The following is a 15,902-nucleotide window of genomic DNA, read 5'->3' as shown; positions in this document are numbered from 1 at the left end:
CCAGGACACCGGGCACGTCACCACCGCGATGCACCGCACGACCACACGACCACACGACGAAGGAGTCCACGATGAAGCGCATGCCACTCGTCAGCGCGGCCGCCGCAGCCCTGCTGCTGGCCGGATGCGGGACCGGGGCCGAGTCCCCGGAGGCCGAGGGGCTGGACCCGGCCGCACCCGTCGCCGTCAATGTCGCCGAGACCGCCGGCGTCCCCTCCGCATACCTGAACTACGGCGTGCAGCAGGGCTTCTTCGAGGAGCAGGGCCTCGACGTCACCGTCGACGTCAGCGCCGGCGGGGCGGCGGCCGTGCCCGGACTGATGAGCGGCGGGCTGCAGCTGGCCGGCTCCAACACGGTCAGCGCCCTGCTGGCCGTGGAGAAGGGCCTGCCCATCACCATGGTGGCTCCGGGCACCTTCGGCTCCGAGACCGAGGGGGAGGACTTCTCGGCCGTGCTCGTCGCGGAGAACAGCGACATCCGCGAACCGGCGGACCTGGCCGGCAGCACCATCGCGGTCAACACCCTCGAGAACATCGGCGACGTCACCATCTCCGCCGCGCTGGAGGAGCACGGGGTGGATCCGGCCGGCGTCGAGTTCGTGGAGATCGGCTTCCCCGACATGATCCCCGCTCTCGAGCGGGGACAGATCGACGCGGCGTGGGAGATCGAGCCGTTCGTCACCATCGGCGCGGAGTCCGGGGCCCGGCCCGTCCTGTGGCCGTACGTGGAGGCCCGCCCCGGCCTGATGGTCGGGTCCTACCTGGCCACCCAGGAGTACCGCGAGCAGAACCCCGAGGTGATCGAGGCCTTTCGGAACGGACTGGAGGCCACCGCCGCGTCCGTGGCGGAGGACCCGGACGCGTTCCGCACCGCGCTGCCCGACCTGGCCCGTGTGACGCCCGAGGTCGCCGGGTCCATGACCCTCCCGCAGTGGAAGTCCGAGATCGACGTCGAGTCCCTGGAGTTCATCGAGGAGCAGATGCGGGAGCACGGACTCATCAGCGAACCGGTCGACGTCGGGGCCGTCGTCGCGGACTGAACGAGCCGGCGCGCAGCGCAGCGCCGTCGCACAGGCACCCGACCGGCGGGCGGTACCCTGGCCGTGTGGTCGAGCAGAGCATGTGGATGCAGAAGGTGCGCGCGGATCCCGGGCACTCGTCGTGGTACGTCGAACGGTTCCGGGCCATGGCGGCCGCCGGTGAGGACGTCGTGGGGGAGGCGCGGCTGGTCGAGGCCATGGTCCCGCCCGGCTCCCGGATCCTCGACGCCGGGTGCGGTCCCGGCCGGCTGGGCGGCCACCTGCACCGCCGCGGGCACACCGTCGTCGGGGTCGACGTCGACCCCGCGCTGGTCTCCGCCGCCCAGGAGGACCACCCGGGTCCCCGGTGGCTCGTGGGGGACCTGGCCGAGCTGGACCTGCCCGCCCGGGGCGTCCCGGAGCCCTTCGACGCCGTGGTGTGCGCCGGCAACGTGATGGCCTTCCTGGCCCCCAGCACGCGCCTCGAGGTGCTGCGCCGTCTCCGCCTCCACCTGGCCGCCGACGGCCGGGTGGCCGTGGGCTTCGGCGCCGGCCGCGGCTACCCGTTCGCGGAGTTCCTGCAGGACGCCGAGCGGGCCGGGCTCGTGCCCGATGTGCTGCTCTCCACCTGGGACCTGCGCCCGTTCCGGGCGGACAGCGACTTCCTCGTGGCCGTGCTGCGGACCGCCGGGCACTCCTGATCCCGCCGACCCCTCGGCGGCGACGGGTCCGCGGGGTAGCGTGGACATCGTGAGCACCGCAGCCCTGTCCACCGTCACCTTCGAGAGCCGCTTCGCCCAGGAGCTGGGGGAGCTGTCCGTGCCCTGGCGGGCCGACGACGTCGCCGAACCCCGGCTGCTGGTGCTCAACGAGCCCCTCGCCGTTGACCTGGGGCTGGACCCGGAGTGGCTCAGCGGCCCGGAGGGCGCACGCCTGCTGGTCGGCAACCTCGTGCCGCCCGGGGCGACACCGGTGGCGCAGGCCTACTCCGGGCACCAGTTCGGCGCGTTCTCCCCGCGCCTCGGCGACGGGCGCGCCCTGCTGCTGGGCGAGATCGTGGACGCCGGCGGCCGCCGGCGGGACCTGCACCTCAAGGGCTCCGGGCGGACGCCGTTCGCGCGCGGCGGCGACGGTCTCGCGGCGATCGGGCCCATGCTGCGCGAGTACATCGTCAGCGAGGCGATGCACGCCCTGGGCGTCCCCACCACCCGGTCCCTGGCCGTGGTGGCCACCGGGCGGCAGGTGCGCCGCGAGACCCTGATGCCGGGGGCCGTGCTCGCCCGGGTGGCGAGCAGCCACCTGCGCGTGGGCACCTTCCAGTACGCCCGCGCCACGGGCGACCCCGACCTCCTGCGCCGGCTCGCCGACCACGCCATCAGCCGCCACCACCCCGGCGCCGCCGGCGCGGAACACCCGTACCTCGCGCTGTTCGAGGCGGTCGTCGCCGCCCAGGCCTCGCTCGTGGCCCGGTGGATGCTCCTGGGGTTCGTGCACGGGGTGATGAACACCGACAACACGACCATCTCGGGGGAGACCATCGACTACGGGCCGTGCGCGTTCCTGGACGCCTTCGACCCGGCCGCGGTCTACAGCTCGATCGACCACGGCGGGCGCTACTCCTACCGGAACCAGCCGGTCGCCGCGCAGTGGAACCTCGCCCGGCTCGCCGAGGCCATGCTGCCGCTGCTGGACGAGGACCAGGACCGGGCGGTGTCCCTGGCGGAGGGGGCGCTCGGGGCGTTCGCGCCGCAGTACAGCGCGGCCTGGTCCGCGGGGATCCGCTCGAAGCTCGGCCTGCCCGAGGACCTCGACGACGAGGTCGCCTCGTTCCTGGTCGACGACCTGCTCGTGCTGCTCCAGCAGAACCGCGTCGACTGGACCTCGTTCTTCCGCGCCCTCGCCGGGACCGCCCGCACCGGCGCGACCGCCGCGCGCGACCTGGTCCTCGACCTGCCGGCCTTCGACGCCTGGGCCGAGCGCTGGCTCGCCGTGGGGCCGGACCCCGAGGCGATGGACCGCGTCAATCCCGTGCACATCCCCCGCAACCACCTCGTGGAGGAGGCCCTCGCCGCCGCCGTGGACGGCGACCTCGACCCGCTGGGACGGCTCCTTGAGGCGGTGACCGCCCCCTACGAGGAGCGTCCGGGCCTGGAGCGCTACGCCGCCGGCCCCCCGGAGGACTTCGGCGCCTACACGACCTACTGCGGGACCTGAGGCGCCGGCCCGCGGTCAGCCGCCGATGTACTCCCCGGTCACGCTGTCCACGGTGCCGTTCTCGATGCCCGTGCACTGGGCGGCGCCGGCCTCCGTCACCGGGTCGTAGTTGATGCAGAAGGCGTCGTAGTAGGGCACCCCGCTCCGCCACGCGGCCAGTGCCTCCTCGTAGCTGAACTTCGCCGGGAAGGGCACGGCCCCGACGTCCGTGCTGACCTGCACCTGGCAGGTGCCGGGGCCGCCCGGGGCGAAGGCGAGGAGCTGCCCGACGGTGTCGACGACGTCGATCCGGTCCTGGCCGGTGCTCATCGCTGACTGGTAGGCCCGGCAGATCTCGACGGCCACGGCGCGGTCGTTCGTGTCCGCGGTGAGCCGGTGCACGAGACCGCCGCCCGGGGCCGCCTGCTGCTCGATCCCGGAGACGGTCCCGGCGTACGGCTGTCCTTCGGGCGTCGTGGAGAACGCGGACCACGCGTCGGCGGGGACGGGCTCCGCGGGCGCGGCCCCGGGCTGCGCCGGCGACTCCGCGGCCGGCTCCTCGTCGGCGTCGTCGGGCTGCTCCGCGGGCTCGGTGGACTCCTGGGGCTCCGTGGGCTCGGGGGTCGGCTCCGGGGCCGTGCCCGAGGGGGAGGGCGAGGTCCGGGCGGCGGGGATGTCCTCCTGGGCCGGGGGGTCGCCGGCGCAGCCGGCCAGGGCGAGACCGGACGCGAGGAACAGACTGGTGACGACGGCCTTCGTGCTCATGGGGTGCCTCTGCTTCGCTGGGGGGCGGGGTTCCCACTGTAGGCGGGCCGGGCGGCGAACCGGGGTGGCCCGCCGGAGAGTTGCCCACCCAAGAGGGGTCAGACGGGGAGGGGCGGGCCGTGCCACGATGCGGAGGGCATGCCGCAGAACTGTGAAGGGGGCCGCTGTGCCGCACCAGATGACGCTGATGTTCCTCAACATCGCGCTGACCCTCGTCCTCGTCGTGTCGTGCTATCTGTACCTGGGCGGCGGGCGCTGGTGGTTCCCGTGCTTGTGGTTCGTCGGCATGGCCGCGGGGTCCCTGTGGGACGCGCTGCCGCACCGCCGCGCGGCGGAGTTCGCCGGCCGCGCCGGTGGTCGGACCGCCTGGCAGGGCTGAGCGCGGCCGCGCGTCCGCGGCGCCGGCCGGCGCCGGCCGGCGGCGGCCGCGGGGACGGCGGGGGCGGCGGCGCAGCGGGTGGCGTCCGTCCTCCGGTCCCCGTCCCGGTGTCGTCCTACTCGCACGCGACCCCGTCGGAGTCGCCGTCCAGGGCCTCGCGGTAACCGGGCTCCCCGCGCAGCAGCGGCGCGGCGCCGGCCTCCCGGGCGGCCGTGCAGTTGGCGTAGTGCACGTCCGCGGGCACGGGAGCCTGACCGGCCGGGGCCTCCTCGGCGGGCGCCGGGGCGGCCCCTGCGCCTCCGGGGATGTCGCCGAACGGCGTGCCGCCGGGCAGCTGCTGGTCGGGGCAGCCGGAGAGCACCTCGGCCATGGCGGTCCTCTCCGGGGCGGTGACCCACAGGCCGTAGCGGGTCTTCACCGCGATCTGGACGGCCACCATCTCGCAGGCGAAGGCCCGGTTCGGGGGCAGCCACCGCGAGGCGTCCAGGTCGGACTTCGAGCCGTTGGCCGGGCCGTCGACCGCCAGCAGGTTCAGCGGGTCGTTGGCGAGGGCCACGCGGTCGGCCGGGGAGAGCCGGCGCGCCCCGGTGACCCAGGCGTTGCCGAGCGAGACCACGTGGTCCACCTGGACGTCGGCGGAGGTCGCGACCCCGCGGACGAAGTCGATGGACGCCCCCGTGTACGGGTCGGCGAGCGTGCCGGTGTCGACCCTGCACCCGTCGGCGGAGGTGATGTCGGTCAGGTCCCGGGCCAGGACCTCGTTGCGGGAGTCCTCGCAGTCGCCGTCGGCGTCGATCCACCCGCCGAACAGGGCGTCACGGTCGTAGTCGGACATCGTCCCGGCGGCGGCGACCGGCAGGTCCTCCAGGGCGAGGAACGCCCCCGAGGGCGGGGCGACGGCCCGGACGGGGGTCTCCGCCGGCTCCGGGGCGGAGCTCGGCGACGGGGTGACCGTGGTGACCGTCCCCGGGGTCCTCGAGGCCGTGGGCGAGGGCGTGCTGCCGGGCTCGGCGCTCGGGGAGGGGGCGGCGGGCACCGTCGTCACGGTCCCCGGGACGGGGCCGGGGGCCGGGTCGGTGGACGCGGTGCTGGACGCGCAGCCCGCCACCAGCCCGATCGCCAGGACGAGGTGCAGCGGCCCCGCCACGATCCGCCTGCCCGCGGCGACACCGCGGCGGGACGCCGGGTCTGCTCCCGGGGCAGGCGAGGGGAAGAGGGTGGTGCGCATGGTGCTCCTGGGGGGACGAGAGGAAGTGCGCCTGGGGGAGGGCACGCGTCGGGGGATCGCGCGAGGCACCCTCCTGTTCTACGTGCGGTGCCCGTCCGGCACCGCACGGCGCGCCGCAGAGGACGGCCGCCCCCGCGTGTGTGACGCCGGAGGTTACCGCGCCGTCCGGGGACGCCCGCGCCATCCCCGGATGAGGGGTCAGACACGCGGGGTCGCCGGGTGCGAGGATGCGGTCACGGGGATCGTCGAACGGGGGGAGGGCCTCGTGCTGACCGTGCGCGACAGGCTGCTCCTGGGGCTCTGGCTCCTGCCGGTGGCCCTCGGTCTCGTCGTGGGGCTGTGCATCGGAGACGACGACGGCACCGTCATGCTGTTCGTCACCGGTCTCGTCGCGGCCCTCTACCTGGCGGTGCTGGTCAGCACCGTCCACACCGCGCGACGCCGACGGATCGAGCCCGCCGAGCCCGCCCCGGAGCCCCCGGGGCACCCGGAGCACCTTGGGCACCCGGAGCACACAGAGCCGGCCGCCGGGCACGGCCCCGGCCCCGACCCGCCGGGGGCACCCGGGGAGTCCGGCCGCGCGCTCGCCGCGTCGCGCGTCCTGCCGCTGGTGCTCGCCGTCTCCGCCGCCGTCTACGTCGTCGCGGAGGGCGGCTGGACCTTCGTGGTGGTCGCCGTGCAGCTCGTCACCGTGATCACCATGGCCGCCTACGTGCACGAGCGCGGCACGGAGCCGAAGCCCGTCACGTAGCACGGCCCCGTCCCTGTCCGTGCGGACGGGGGCGGAGCCGTGGCCCGGCCGCGACGGATCGCGGCCGGCGGGCTCACGAGAGCTGCACGTACGTGGCCGAGTGCCCGAAGCCGACGACGTCGTCGCGGCCGTCGCCGTTGACGTCACCGAGCAGGCGCGGATACCGGTCCTCCGTCCACCCCTGGTCGTAGCCGAAGGCGGCGACCTTCAGGTACACCGGGGCGAAGGTGCCGTCCGCCCGGCCGTGGGCCACGTAGACCCCGGCGTTGCCGAAGCCCACCAGGTCCTGGATGCCGTCGACGTTGATGTCCGCGTGGGTCCGCAGGTGCCGGTCGCCCCGCCACCCCTGGGCCTGGCCGAAGTCGTTCACCCGCAGTGCCACGCCGGTGTAGTTCCCTCCGTTGAGCGAGTGCGCCACGGAGACCCCGGAGTAGCCGAAGCCGATGATGTCCGCCGCGGCGTTGCCGGCGGGGTTGACATTGACGTCGGCCAGCATCCGCGGGTGCTGGTCCACGCGCCAGCCCTGGGCGTAGCCGAAGTTGCGGATCTCCAGCGCGGGCTGGGTGAACGTGTCGCCCAGGGCGGAGAAGTAGGAGACGTACGTCCCGGCGTCGCCGAAACCGACGATGTCGGCGGTGCTGTTGCCGTCGACGTCGGCGAGCAGCCGCGGGTTCTTGTCGACCCGCCAGCCGCGGTCCCAGCCGAAGCTGTCGATGCGCTTGCCGGTGCCGGTGAACGTCCGGTTGGACAGAGCGTGGGAGATGGTGACGCCCGAGTACCCGAAGCCCACGATGTCGGCCGTCAGGTTCCCGTTGAGGTCGGCGAGCTCGCGCGGGTGCATGTCGACCCGCCAGCCCTGGTTCCAGCCGAAGTCGCGGACCTTGAGCTGCGGCGCGGTGAAGCTGCCGTCGCCCTGGGAGTAGGCCACGTAGACGCCGGCGTTGCCGAAACCGACGATGTCGTCGCGGCGGTCGCCGTCGACGTCGGCCAGCGTGCGCACGTGCCGGTCGTTGCGCCAGCCCTGGGCGGCGCCGAAGTCGCGCACGCTCATCCTCGGCGTGCTGAAGGTGCCGTCGGGCTGCCCGAAGGCGACCTGCACGCCGGTGTTGCCGAAGCCCACGACGTCGGCGCGGCCGTCGCCGTTGACGTCCGCGAGCTCGCGCACGTGCTGGTCGGTGCGCCAGCCCTGGGCGTAGGAGAACATGGGCTGAGCGGTCGCGGCGTGGGCGGGTGCGCCCACGGCGAACCCGGCGGTCGCCAGCACGGTGGCCGACGCGCCGGTGAGCACGCGCGAGAGGAGTGGGTGTTTCATGGCGGGTCCCCGAGGTCATGAGACGGAGCGTCGGCACGGGCGCCGGTGGCGCGTGCCGGAGTCCTCGGTCGGCCCCCGGCCGACCGGGAGACGTCCCCGGGACGCGGTGCGCCTCCGGGGAACCGGTGGCACCGGGAACGACGTCCCGGCGCCGAGGCGCAACAGCTGAGGGTGTCAGTTTACTCCTGCAATCAGGTGGTCACCAGGGGCGTTCCCTTTCGTGACGCCATCGGACGGCCGGGTTCACAAGGCTGTCCCGGCCACCACCTCGGCCACTGCTCCGGTCACCGCTCCGGCGGTGCGGCGAGGGCGGCCCTGCGCCCGCCGCGGTCGGCGGCACCCGCCGGAGTCGCCGACCGCGGCGGGGCCGTCATGGGCTGACGGGCTCCGGCCGGGGGTCGGAGGTGCAGCACGAGCCGTCGCCGCCCACCTCGGAGAGCTCCCGGCCGGTCCTGCCCTCGAGGTCGGGCCGGGCGTCGGCGGTGACGGTGTAGACCTCCCACGGCTCCCGGCCCGGTCCGGTCACCCAGACCTTGTCCTGGACGGCGTAGCAGCAGGTGGTCTGCTCCTCCGGGCGGGTGGCCAGGCCGGCGTCGGCCAGGCGCTGCGCAGCCGCCTCGACGATCTCGGTGCTCTCCACCTCCACGCCGAGGTGGTCCATGCGGGTGTTGTCACCGGGTTCGCCCTCCAGCAGCACGAGCTTCAGCGGCGGCTCCGCGATGGCGAAGTTGGCGTAGCCCGGGCGCCGTTTGGCCGGAGCCGTGCGGAACAGGGTGGAGTAGAACTCGATGGAGCGCTCGAGGTCGGCCACACGCAGGGCGAGCTGGACTCTGGACATGACGGGTTCCTTTCGGGTGCGACGAACGCTCCTTGGTATCGACGTCCGTCTATGTGGAAGAGTGCCACCAACATCGATGGTCGTCAATACGTCCGGGCGTTCTCCTGACAGGCCGTCCACTTGGTCGCACCGCGGGCCGCTGGTCGCCCCGTACCGCCGGCTGTGACTCCACGCGCACCGTTCCGGGTTCGCCTTCCGTGGACCGGCAGGAGATCATGGGAAGAGACGGCCCGCCACCCGGAAGGACACCATGCGCAAGCACCAGCACGCCGACGACGACGAGCCCCGGCGCAGCCTGTTCCGGCGCTTCGACGACTTCGCCATGCGCTTCTACGGGCCCGCCGTGCGCAGTCCCCGCGACCTCCGGGGGCAGGACCAGCCCAGCGAGCAGACGCAGCAGTGGTACCAGGACCTGCAGGACGAGTTCGTGGTCGAGAAGGACGCGAACGGCAACACCTATCTGCGCCCCCGCCACCGGTAGCGCGCCCGTGACGCCGGGAGGCGCCGGGCCGGAGAACCCCCGGCCCCGGCCCGTACAGTGTCGGAGCATGGAAGGAAACCACGTGCTGCCCCTGACCGATCCCGAGGTGCGTGCGCTGCGGGAGGACTTCCCGCTGCTGGCGAACAGCCCGTCGGTCTACCTGGACTCGGGGGCGACCTCGCAGAAGCCGCTGGCGGTCCTGGACGCCGAGCGGGAGTTCTACCTGCACCGCAACGCCGCGGTCCACCGCGGCGCCCACGCCCTGGCCGTGGAGGCCACCGACGCCTACGAGGAGGCCCGCCGGGTGGTGGCCGGCTTCGTGGGGGCCACCGAGCGGGAGCTGGTGTGGACCTCCAACGCCACCGAGGCGATCAACCTGATCACCTACTCCTTCTCCAACGCCTCGGCCGGACGCGGGGGAGGGACGGCCGCCCGCTTCCGGCTGGGCCCGGGAGACGCGATCGTCACCACGGAGGCCGAGCACCACGCCAACCTCATCCCGTGGCAGGAGCTGGCCGCCCGCACCGGGGCGACCCTGCGCTGGATCCCCGTCGACGCCACCGGGGTGCTGGATCTCGGGGCCGCCGCCGAGGTCATCGGCGAGCGCACCCGGGTGGTGGCCTTCAGCCACGTCTCGAACGTCACCGGCGCGATCACCGACGTCGCCCGTCTCGTCGAGCTGGCCCGGGCGGCGGGGGCGCTGACCGTGCTGGACGCCTGCCAGTCGGTGCCGCACCTGCCCGTGGACCTCCCCGCCCTGGGGGTCGACTTCGCGGTGTTCTCCGGGCACAAGATGCTCGGTCCCACCGGCATCGGAGCGCTGTGGGGGCGGTCCGAGCTGCTGGACGCGATGCCGCCGTTCCTCACCGGCGGATCCATGATCACGAAGGTCACGATGGAGTCCGCCCGCTACCTGCCGGCTCCGACCCGCTTCGAGGCCGGCACCCAGCGGGTCGCCCAGGCCGTGGCGCTGGCCGAGGCGGTGCGCTATCTGCAGGCGATCGGGATGGAGCGGGTCGCGGCCCACGAGCACGAGCTGGGGCAGCGGCTCGCGGCCGGTCTCACCGAGCTGGAGGGGGTCCGGTTGATCGGCCCGCCCCCGGGCGCCGAACGGGTGGGTCTGGCGGCCGTGGACGTGGCGGGGGTGCACGCCCACGACGTCGGGCAGGTGCTGGACTCCGCCGGGGTGGCCGTGCGGGTGGGCCACCACTGCGCCCAGCCGCTGCACCGGGCGCTGGGGCTGACCGCCAGCACACGGGCGAGCGCCTACCTCTACAACACCACCGCCGACGTCGACCGGTTCCTGGCCGAGCTCGCCGGGGTCCGCGCCTACTTCCGCGTGGCCGGCTGAGCACCGTGAGCGCCGCACCGGAGCGGCCGGAGCCGCAGGACCCACTGAACCCACTGAACCCACTGAACCCACTGGACCCACCGAGGAGGACCCCATGAGCGCGCTGGACGGGATGTACCAGGAGGTCATCCTCGACCACGCCAAACGGCGCTCCGGCGAGGGCCTGGCCGCCCCGGCACCCGGGCACGGGGCCGGGGAGTCCCACCAGTACAACCCCACGTGCGGCGACGAGATCACCGTGCGGGTCGAGCTCGCGACCGGCCCCGGGGACGCGGAGCCGGTGGTGGCCAGACTCAGCTGGGAGGGCGAGGGCTGCTCGATCTCCATGGCCGCGGCCTCCGTGCTGGCCGAGACCGCCCCCGGGATGACGCGGGCCGAGCTGGTGGAGCTGATCGGCGCGTTCCGGGACCTCCTGCGCTCGCGGGGCACCGTGGTCCCCGACGAGGAGGTCCTCGGCGACGCCGCCGCCTTCGCCGGGGTCTCCCGGTTCGTGGCCCGCGTCAAGTGCGCCATGCTCGGCTGGGTCGCCGCCGAGGAGGCCCTCGACCGCGCGGGCTGAACGGCTCCCGGCGCCACCGGTCTTCACACACGAGGACGTCCTTGTCCCGCCCGGCGCGGGGTGGGACACTGACCGCCCCGGCGCTGAGGAGGCGGTCATGACACAGCTTGAGGACCTGGTGGCCCGCGTGGAGACGTGGAAGGCGCTGGACCGGGTGGCCGAGCCCCTGGCCCGCGCCGTGGGCCGGGCGGTGCGGCCCGCGCCGGTGCGCAACGTGCTGAGCGGCACGGTGATCGGGCACCCGCTGCACCCCCTCCTCACCGACGTCCCGATCGGCGCGTGGACCATGGCCGCGGTGCTGGACCTGGCCGGCGGCCCCGGCACGGCCCGCGCCGCCGACGTGCTCGTGGCCGCGGGGCTGGCCGCCGCCGTTCCCACGGCGGCGACCGGGCTCAACGACTGGTCCGACACCCAGGGCGCCGACCGGCGCATCGGCCTGGTGCACGCGACCGCCAACAGCGTGGCCCTGACGTTCTACGCGGCCTCGCTCGCCGCCCGGCTCCGGGGCCGGCGCGGTGCCGGCAGGGCCCTCGCCCTGGTCGGCTACGGCTGCGTCACGGGCGGGGGCTACCTGGGCGGCCACCTCGTCTTCGCGCGGGGCGTCAACGTCAACCGCACCGCCTGGCGGAGGGGCCCACGGCGGTGGACCGACGTCCTCGCCGACGCCGACCTCGCCGCCGGCGAGCACCGACGGGTGCCGGCCGGCAGCGTCTCGGTGCTGATCGTCCGCGACGGGGACCGGGTCGAGGCCCTCGACAGCGTCTGCAGCCACCTGGGCGGCCCGCTCGAGGAGGGGACGGTCGACGGCGGCTGCGTCACCTGCCCCTGGCACGGCAGCACCTTCCGGCTCGCGGACGGCGCCGTGGTCCGCGGACCGGCGACTGCCGCGCAGCCCGGCTACGAGACCCGCGTCGAGGAGGGACGGATCCAGGTCCGGCGCCGGCCCTGACCACTCCGGACTCCGGCCTCTGCCGCCCGGGACCCCGGCCCTGATCGCCCTGGGCTCTGCTCCTGGCCGCACCGGACGGCGGCAGCGGCCCGGAATGCTTCCGGCGCCGCCCGGGTTGTGCGCACCATGGCCCTCTCCGACGTCCCGCTCTCCCTCCTCGACCGCGCCAACACCCGGGGCGGCTCCACGGAGGCCGAGGACCTCGCCCGCGTCGTGGAGCGGGCCGAGCGTGCGGAGGAGCTGGGCTACCACCGGTTCTGGGTGGCCGAGCACCACGCGGTGCCCGGGATCGCCGGGTCCGCGCCGGCGGTGCTGATGGCCGCCCTGGCCGCCCGGACCCGCCGTCTCCGGATCGGCTCCGGCGGGATCATGCTCCCCAACCACCAGCCACTCGTGGTCGCCGAGCAGGCCGCCACCCTCGAGGCCCTGCACCCCGGCCGGATCGACCTCGGCGTGGGCCGCTCCCTCGGCTTTACCGCCGCGGTCCGGGACGCGCTGCGCACCGGCAAGGAGGCCGCGGACCGCTTCGGGGACGACCTGGCCGAGCTGCTCGCGCACCTCTCCGGCGCGGCCCCGGTGACCGCCCGGCCCCGCAACCACGCCGCCACGCCGGTCTTCGTCCTGGCGACCGGCGCCGGGGTGGAGACCGCGGCCCGGGCGGGACTCGCCGTGGTGCTCGGCGGCCCGGCGATCTTCCGCGAGGGCCCCGGCGGCGGCGCCGCGGTGCTCGAGCGGTACCGCGCGCAGTTCCGCCCGTCGTCGTGGTGGCCGGAGCCCTACGCGGTGGTCTCGGCGAACGTCGCGGTGGCGCGGACCCGCGCGGCCGCCCGTGAACTGCTGCTGCCCGAGGCCCGCGCCCTGGCCGCCTCCCGCACGCGGGGCGAGTTCCCGCCCCTGGCGCCCGCACGGCCCGCGGAGCCGGACGGGCTCACGGCCCGGGAGCGGGCCCTCGTGCAGGAGACCCTCACGTCCTCCGTCCACGGCACGGCCCCGGAGGTCCGGGACCAGCTGGAACGGCTGCTCGCGCGCACCGGGGCGGACGAGCTGCTCGTGACGGGTGGCGCGCACGATCTCGACGCCCAGGCGGACTCCGACCGGCGGCTCGCCGCGCTGTTCACCACCCGCCCGGCCAGACCACCCCCCCGGGAGGGCAGGCCGGGCGGGGGCGGGGGGGAGTGCGGATAGAGTGAAGGGGTGCCCCAGAGGGTCGAGATAGCCGTCCCCCCCCGGGGTGCGCCCCCCGGGGGGCCCGCCGCGTTGGCCCCCCCCCCCCGGCCCCCCCCCCCCCGCGGGTGGCCCCGGCCGGGCGGGGGCGGGAGGGAGTGCGGATAGAGTGACGGGGTGCCACAGCTGCTCGTTCTCGCCGCCCACCCCCTGGAGACCAAGTACTTCCCGGAGGACATCGACCTGGTCCTGACCGGTGTCGGGATGTCGGCCGCGGCGGTGCGCACCACCGAGGCGGTGCTGACCCGCTGCCCGGACCCCGCGCGCCGGGCGGAGCTGACGGTGCTCAACATCGGCAGCGCCGGCGCCCTGAAGCACGGGCTGACCGGGGTGCTCGAGCCCTCCCGGATCATCAACCGGGACGTGGACGAGGAGCTGCTGCGCGCGGCCGGGATCCCCGTGGACAACGTCATCGAGCTCGGCGGCGACGGCCCCGTGCTCGCCACCGGGGACTCCTTCGTGGCCGGCGGACCCGCCCGGGACGCCCTGGCCGCCCGGGCGGACCTCGTGGACATGGAGGGCTGGGCGATCGCGGTGGCCTGCCGGCACCTGGGCGTGCCGCTGCGGATGGTCAAGCACGTCTCGGACGCCGCCGACGAGGAGGCGGTCGCGTGGGCCGAGAAGGTCGAGCTCAGCGCCCTGGCCCTGGGGCGCTGGTTCCGCGGCAGCGGGATCACCGGGGCGTGACCTGCCGCAGGACCGTCCGGATCCGCCACTAGACTGGGGCCAGCATGAAACTTCTCCGCCAGCGCGAGTCCCTGGGCGCCCAGCAGGACTACGAGAGCGCCATGACCCTCCTCGCCGACGTGCGCCGCAGCGGGCCCGTCCTGCGCCTGTACGAACCGGCCCCCACGGTCGCCTTCGGCCGCCGGGACGAGCTGCGCCCGGGCTTCCCCGACGCCGCCCGGGCCGCCCGCGAGAGCGGGTTCGAGCCCCTGGTCCGCAAGGTGGGGGGCCGCGCCGCGGCCTACCACGGCGGGTGCCTGATCATCGACCACCTCGAGGCCGCCGAGGACCCCACCTCGGGCATCCAGGACCGCTACCGGCTCTTCGGCGACATGATCGTGGCCGCCCTGGAGGAGCTCGAGGTCGAGGCCGACGTCGGCGAGATCCCGGGCGAGTACTGTGCCGGCGAGCACAGCGTGCACGGGACACACCCGGCGTCGTCGTCCACCCCGGGCCGGAAGGTGAAGCTGGCCGGGACGGCCCAGCGGGTGGTCGCGGGCGCCTGGTACTTCAGCACCGTGCTCGTGGTCGAGCAGTCCGAGCCCATCCGCTCGGTGCTCACCGACGTCTACTCGGCCCTCGACCTGGACTGGGACCCGGCCACCGCCGGGGCCGTGGACGACCTGCGCCCGGGCACCACCGTGGCCGACGTGGAGCGCGGGATCCGCAAGGTGTACGGCATGTACTCCCGGTACCTGGGGTACGGGCCGCTCACCGACTGAGCCCCGGCCGCGGGCCGGGCAGACCGAGGAGGCAGCAGATGTGCGGACGCTACGTCATCGCCCGGGCCGTGGGCGACCTCGTCGCCGCGACCGGGGCGGTCCCGGACGAGAGCCTGGGCGAGGCCGACACCGAGCGGCTGCGGGCCAACTGGAACACCGCGCCCACCACCGACGTGCCGATCGTCCTGGAACGCCTCACCGGCGGGAACGGCCGGGACGACGGGGAGCTGGTGCGCGAGCTGCACGTGGCCCGCTGGGGACTGGTCCCGGGCTGGGCCAAGGACCCGGCGGTCGGGTCGAAGATGTTCAACGCCCGCTCGGAGACCGTCCTCGAGAAGCCGTCCTTCCGCAAGGCGGTCCGGGCCCGCCGGTGCGCGGTCCCGGCCAACGGCTACTACGAGTGGAAGAAGGAGCCCGGCGCCGGGAAGGGCGGGCGCAAGCAGCCCTACTACGTCCACCCGGCCGATCCGGAGGAGACCATCTGGTTCGCCGGGATCTACGAGTGGTGGCGGGTGCCCGAGGGCACGGAGCTGCACTCCGCGGCCCTGCAGCCGGGCAGGGACGGCGGCGGGAGCACCTGGTTGCTGTCCTGCTCCATCCTCACCACCGACTCCCCGGAGCCCTCCGACGAGCACCCCGTGCTCACGGAGCTGCACGGTCTGCACGACCGGATGCCGATCCCGCTGGCGCCCGAGCACGTGGGGGACTGGCTGCGCCCCGGGGAGGACGACGCCCCGCAGCTCGTGGACCTGGTCCGGGCCGAGGCGCACCGGACGGCCGCCCGCTGGGTGCTCGACCCGGTGGGCCCGGCGGTCGGCAACGTGCGCAACAACTCCCCGGAGCTCGTCGAGCCGCAGCGGAGCCTGTTCTGAGCCCCCGGGAGCCCGTGGACCGGGTCACCGCCTTCGTCCGCGCCCACGGCGGCGGGGTCGTGGCGACCAACAGCGGCGCCGGCTGCCCCGAGTCCGCGTGGATCAACCTCGCGGCCCTCGGGGACGGGCGGCTGGTCTTCGGCACGAACGAGCGCAGCCGCAAGTACGCCAACCTCCTCGCCGACCCCCGGGTCTCCCTCGTGGTGGTCTCCGGGACGGGCCAGGAGTTCCAGCTCGAGGGCGAGGCCGCCGTGCTGGAGGGCTCCGCCGCGCAGGACGCCGGCGAGGTGCTGGAGTCCCGGCACCCGGGGGCCACGGACAAGGACAGCACCCGGCTCGTGGCGGTGCGCCCCCGCTGGGCGCGATTCGTCGACATCGCCGCCGATCCCCCCGTCCGGGAGGAGTTCTCGCTCTGAGCCGGTCACAGAAGAGGCCCGGGGCCCCCCACGCGGGGGCCCGGGCGCGTCCACCGCCCGGGGCCGGGCCCGGGTGGGGGCGGCGGGCCCACCCGCGGGCCCCCGGGCGGCGCGCCC

Annotated in this window: 18 protein-coding genes; 14 read left to right on the top strand and 4 right to left on the bottom strand. The window is 75.0% G+C overall.

What is annotated here, in order from left to right; genetic code table 11:
• The first annotated feature begins 71 nt into the window (after window positions 1-71).
• From ACP7CD_RS06710 to ACP7CD_RS06700, 3 genes are all read left to right on the top strand, one after another.
• Window positions 72-1,040 carry an ABC transporter substrate-binding protein gene (locus tag ACP7CD_RS06710; protein WP_426119553.1) on the top strand — a complete coding sequence of 323 codons (969 nt, stop codon included), beginning with the start codon at window positions 72-74 and terminating at the stop codon, window positions 1,038-1,040.
• 80 nt (window positions 1,041-1,120) lie between these two features.
• Window positions 1,121-1,720 carry a class I SAM-dependent methyltransferase gene (locus ACP7CD_RS06705; protein WP_426119551.1) on the top strand — a complete coding sequence of 200 codons (600 nt, stop codon included), beginning with the start codon at window positions 1,121-1,123 and terminating at the stop codon, window positions 1,718-1,720.
• 49 nt (window positions 1,721-1,769) lie between these two features.
• Window positions 1,770-3,233 (top strand): protein adenylyltransferase SelO, encoded by a 1,464-nt coding sequence (locus ACP7CD_RS06700; protein ID WP_426119549.1) that lies wholly within the window; start codon window positions 1,770-1,772, stop codon window positions 3,231-3,233.
• A 15-nt stretch (window positions 3,234-3,248) separates the two neighbouring features.
• On the opposite strand, the gene ACP7CD_RS06695 is transcribed toward ACP7CD_RS06700, so the two are convergent.
• Window positions 3,249-3,977 (bottom strand): hypothetical protein, encoded by a 729-nt coding sequence (locus ACP7CD_RS06695; RefSeq protein WP_426119547.1) that lies wholly within the window; start codon window positions 3,975-3,977, stop codon window positions 3,249-3,251.
• A gap of 166 nt (window positions 3,978-4,143) precedes the next feature.
• Between ACP7CD_RS06695 and ACP7CD_RS06690 the strand changes: the two genes are divergently transcribed.
• Window positions 4,144-4,356, top strand: a complete 213-nt coding sequence (locus tag ACP7CD_RS06690; RefSeq protein WP_426119546.1) for a hypothetical protein — start codon at window positions 4,144-4,146, stop codon at window positions 4,354-4,356.
• Between the two features lie 115 nt (window positions 4,357-4,471).
• On the opposite strand, the gene ACP7CD_RS06685 is transcribed toward ACP7CD_RS06690, so the two are convergent.
• Window positions 4,472-5,584 carry an excalibur calcium-binding domain-containing protein gene (locus ACP7CD_RS06685; RefSeq protein ID WP_426119544.1) on the bottom strand — a complete coding sequence of 371 codons (1,113 nt, stop codon included), beginning with the start codon at window positions 5,582-5,584 and terminating at the stop codon, window positions 4,472-4,474.
• Between the two features lie 265 nt (window positions 5,585-5,849).
• Here ACP7CD_RS06685 and ACP7CD_RS06680 point away from each other — a divergent pair, with 265 nt between their 5' ends.
• Window positions 5,850-6,335 (top strand): hypothetical protein, encoded by a 486-nt coding sequence (locus tag ACP7CD_RS06680; RefSeq protein ID WP_426119542.1) that lies wholly within the window; start codon window positions 5,850-5,852, stop codon window positions 6,333-6,335.
• A 73-nt stretch (window positions 6,336-6,408) separates the two neighbouring features.
• On the opposite strand, the gene ACP7CD_RS06675 is transcribed toward ACP7CD_RS06680, so the two are convergent.
• A complete protein-coding gene (locus ACP7CD_RS06675) occupies window positions 6,409-7,647 on the bottom strand; it encodes an FG-GAP repeat domain-containing protein (RefSeq protein ID WP_426119540.1) in 1,239 nt (412 codons plus the stop codon).
• Between the two features lie 370 nt (window positions 7,648-8,017).
• Window positions 8,018-8,485, bottom strand: a complete 468-nt coding sequence (locus tag ACP7CD_RS06670) for an ArsI/CadI family heavy metal resistance metalloenzyme (protein ID WP_426119538.1) — start codon at window positions 8,483-8,485, stop codon at window positions 8,018-8,020.
• Between the two features lie 250 nt (window positions 8,486-8,735).
• Between ACP7CD_RS06670 and ACP7CD_RS06665 the strand changes: the two genes are divergently transcribed.
• The 9 genes from ACP7CD_RS06665 to ACP7CD_RS06625 all read left to right on the top strand — a co-directional run bounded on the left by ACP7CD_RS06665 (window position 8,736) and on the right by ACP7CD_RS06625 (window position 15,785).
• Entirely contained in the window at window positions 8,736-8,966 is a 231-nt protein-coding gene (locus tag ACP7CD_RS06665; RefSeq protein WP_017834631.1) for a hypothetical protein, read from the top strand.
• Between the two features lie 67 nt (window positions 8,967-9,033).
• On the top strand, window positions 9,034-10,317 hold the full coding sequence (locus ACP7CD_RS06660; RefSeq protein WP_426119536.1) for an aminotransferase class V-fold PLP-dependent enzyme: 1,284 nt from the start codon (window positions 9,034-9,036) through the stop codon (window positions 10,315-10,317).
• A 94-nt stretch (window positions 10,318-10,411) separates the two neighbouring features.
• The gene (sufU, locus tag ACP7CD_RS06655) at window positions 10,412-10,876 is read left to right on the top strand and encodes a Fe-S cluster assembly sulfur transfer protein SufU (protein WP_323633194.1); all 465 of its coding nucleotides are present in this window, start codon (window positions 10,412-10,414) and stop codon (window positions 10,874-10,876) included.
• Window positions 10,877-10,973: 97 nt separating this feature from the next.
• A complete protein-coding gene (locus ACP7CD_RS06650; RefSeq protein WP_426119533.1) occupies window positions 10,974-11,825 on the top strand; it encodes a Rieske 2Fe-2S domain-containing protein in 852 nt (283 codons plus the stop codon).
• Between the two features lie 126 nt (window positions 11,826-11,951).
• Window positions 11,952-13,010, top strand: a complete 1,059-nt coding sequence (locus ACP7CD_RS06645; protein WP_426119531.1) for an MsnO8 family LLM class oxidoreductase — start codon at window positions 11,952-11,954, stop codon at window positions 13,008-13,010.
• Window positions 13,011-13,166: 156 nt separating this feature from the next.
• Window positions 13,167-13,736 (top strand): nucleosidase, encoded by a 570-nt coding sequence (locus ACP7CD_RS06640; RefSeq protein WP_017834636.1) that lies wholly within the window; start codon window positions 13,167-13,169, stop codon window positions 13,734-13,736.
• Between the two features lie 44 nt (window positions 13,737-13,780).
• The gene (locus ACP7CD_RS06635; protein WP_017834637.1) at window positions 13,781-14,497 is read left to right on the top strand and encodes a lipoate--protein ligase family protein; all 717 of its coding nucleotides are present in this window, start codon (window positions 13,781-13,783) and stop codon (window positions 14,495-14,497) included.
• Window positions 14,498-14,535: 38 nt separating this feature from the next.
• Window positions 14,536-15,369 (top strand): SOS response-associated peptidase, encoded by an 834-nt coding sequence (locus ACP7CD_RS06630; protein ID WP_095650498.1) that lies wholly within the window; start codon window positions 14,536-14,538, stop codon window positions 15,367-15,369.
• Between the two features lie 14 nt (window positions 15,370-15,383).
• Window positions 15,384-15,785: a pyridoxamine 5'-phosphate oxidase family protein gene (locus ACP7CD_RS06625; protein ID WP_017834639.1), complete on the top strand. Its 402-nt coding sequence runs from the start codon at window positions 15,384-15,386 to the stop codon at window positions 15,783-15,785.
• Window positions 15,786-15,902: the final 117 nt, after the last annotated feature.

It is taken from the genome of Kocuria sp. LHG3120, from assembly GCF_049897445.1.
Taxonomy (GTDB): domain Bacteria; phylum Actinomycetota; class Actinomycetes; order Actinomycetales; family Micrococcaceae; genus Kocuria; species Kocuria rosea.
Note: the sequence above shows the minus strand (reverse complement) of the source record. Positions and strands in the feature narration are given on the sequence as shown.

Excerpts from the sequence above, each read along its gene's own strand:
- ACP7CD_RS06665 (WP_017834631.1), top strand. The coding sequence starts at position 8,736 with ATGCGCAAGCACCAGCACGCCGACGACGACGAGCCCCGGCGCAGCCTG.
- ACP7CD_RS06630 (WP_095650498.1), top strand. The coding sequence starts at position 14,536 with ATGTGCGGACGCTACGTCATCGCCCGGGCCGTGGGCGACCTCGTCGCC.
- ACP7CD_RS06685 (WP_426119544.1), bottom strand. The coding sequence starts at position 5,584 with ATGCGCACCACCCTCTTCCCCTCGCCTGCCCCGGGAGCAGACCCGGCG.
- ACP7CD_RS06635 (WP_017834637.1), top strand. The coding sequence starts at position 13,781 with ATGAAACTTCTCCGCCAGCGCGAGTCCCTGGGCGCCCAGCAGGACTAC.
- ACP7CD_RS06670 (WP_426119538.1), bottom strand. The coding sequence starts at position 8,485 with ATGTCCAGAGTCCAGCTCGCCCTGCGTGTGGCCGACCTCGAGCGCTCC.
- ACP7CD_RS06675 (WP_426119540.1), bottom strand. The coding sequence starts at position 7,647 with ATGAAACACCCACTCCTCTCGCGCGTGCTCACCGGCGCGTCGGCCACC.
- ACP7CD_RS06710 (WP_426119553.1), top strand. The coding sequence starts at position 72 with ATGAAGCGCATGCCACTCGTCAGCGCGGCCGCCGCAGCCCTGCTGCTG.
- ACP7CD_RS06645 (WP_426119531.1), top strand. The coding sequence starts at position 11,952 with ATGGCCCTCTCCGACGTCCCGCTCTCCCTCCTCGACCGCGCCAACACC.
- ACP7CD_RS06660 (WP_426119536.1), top strand. The coding sequence starts at position 9,034 with ATGGAAGGAAACCACGTGCTGCCCCTGACCGATCCCGAGGTGCGTGCG.
- ACP7CD_RS06705 (WP_426119551.1), top strand. The coding sequence starts at position 1,121 with ATGTGGATGCAGAAGGTGCGCGCGGATCCCGGGCACTCGTCGTGGTAC.
- ACP7CD_RS06650 (WP_426119533.1), top strand. The coding sequence starts at position 10,974 with ATGACACAGCTTGAGGACCTGGTGGCCCGCGTGGAGACGTGGAAGGCG.
- ACP7CD_RS06695 (WP_426119547.1), bottom strand. The coding sequence starts at position 3,977 with ATGAGCACGAAGGCCGTCGTCACCAGTCTGTTCCTCGCGTCCGGTCTC.
- sufU (WP_323633194.1), top strand. The coding sequence starts at position 10,412 with ATGAGCGCGCTGGACGGGATGTACCAGGAGGTCATCCTCGACCACGCC.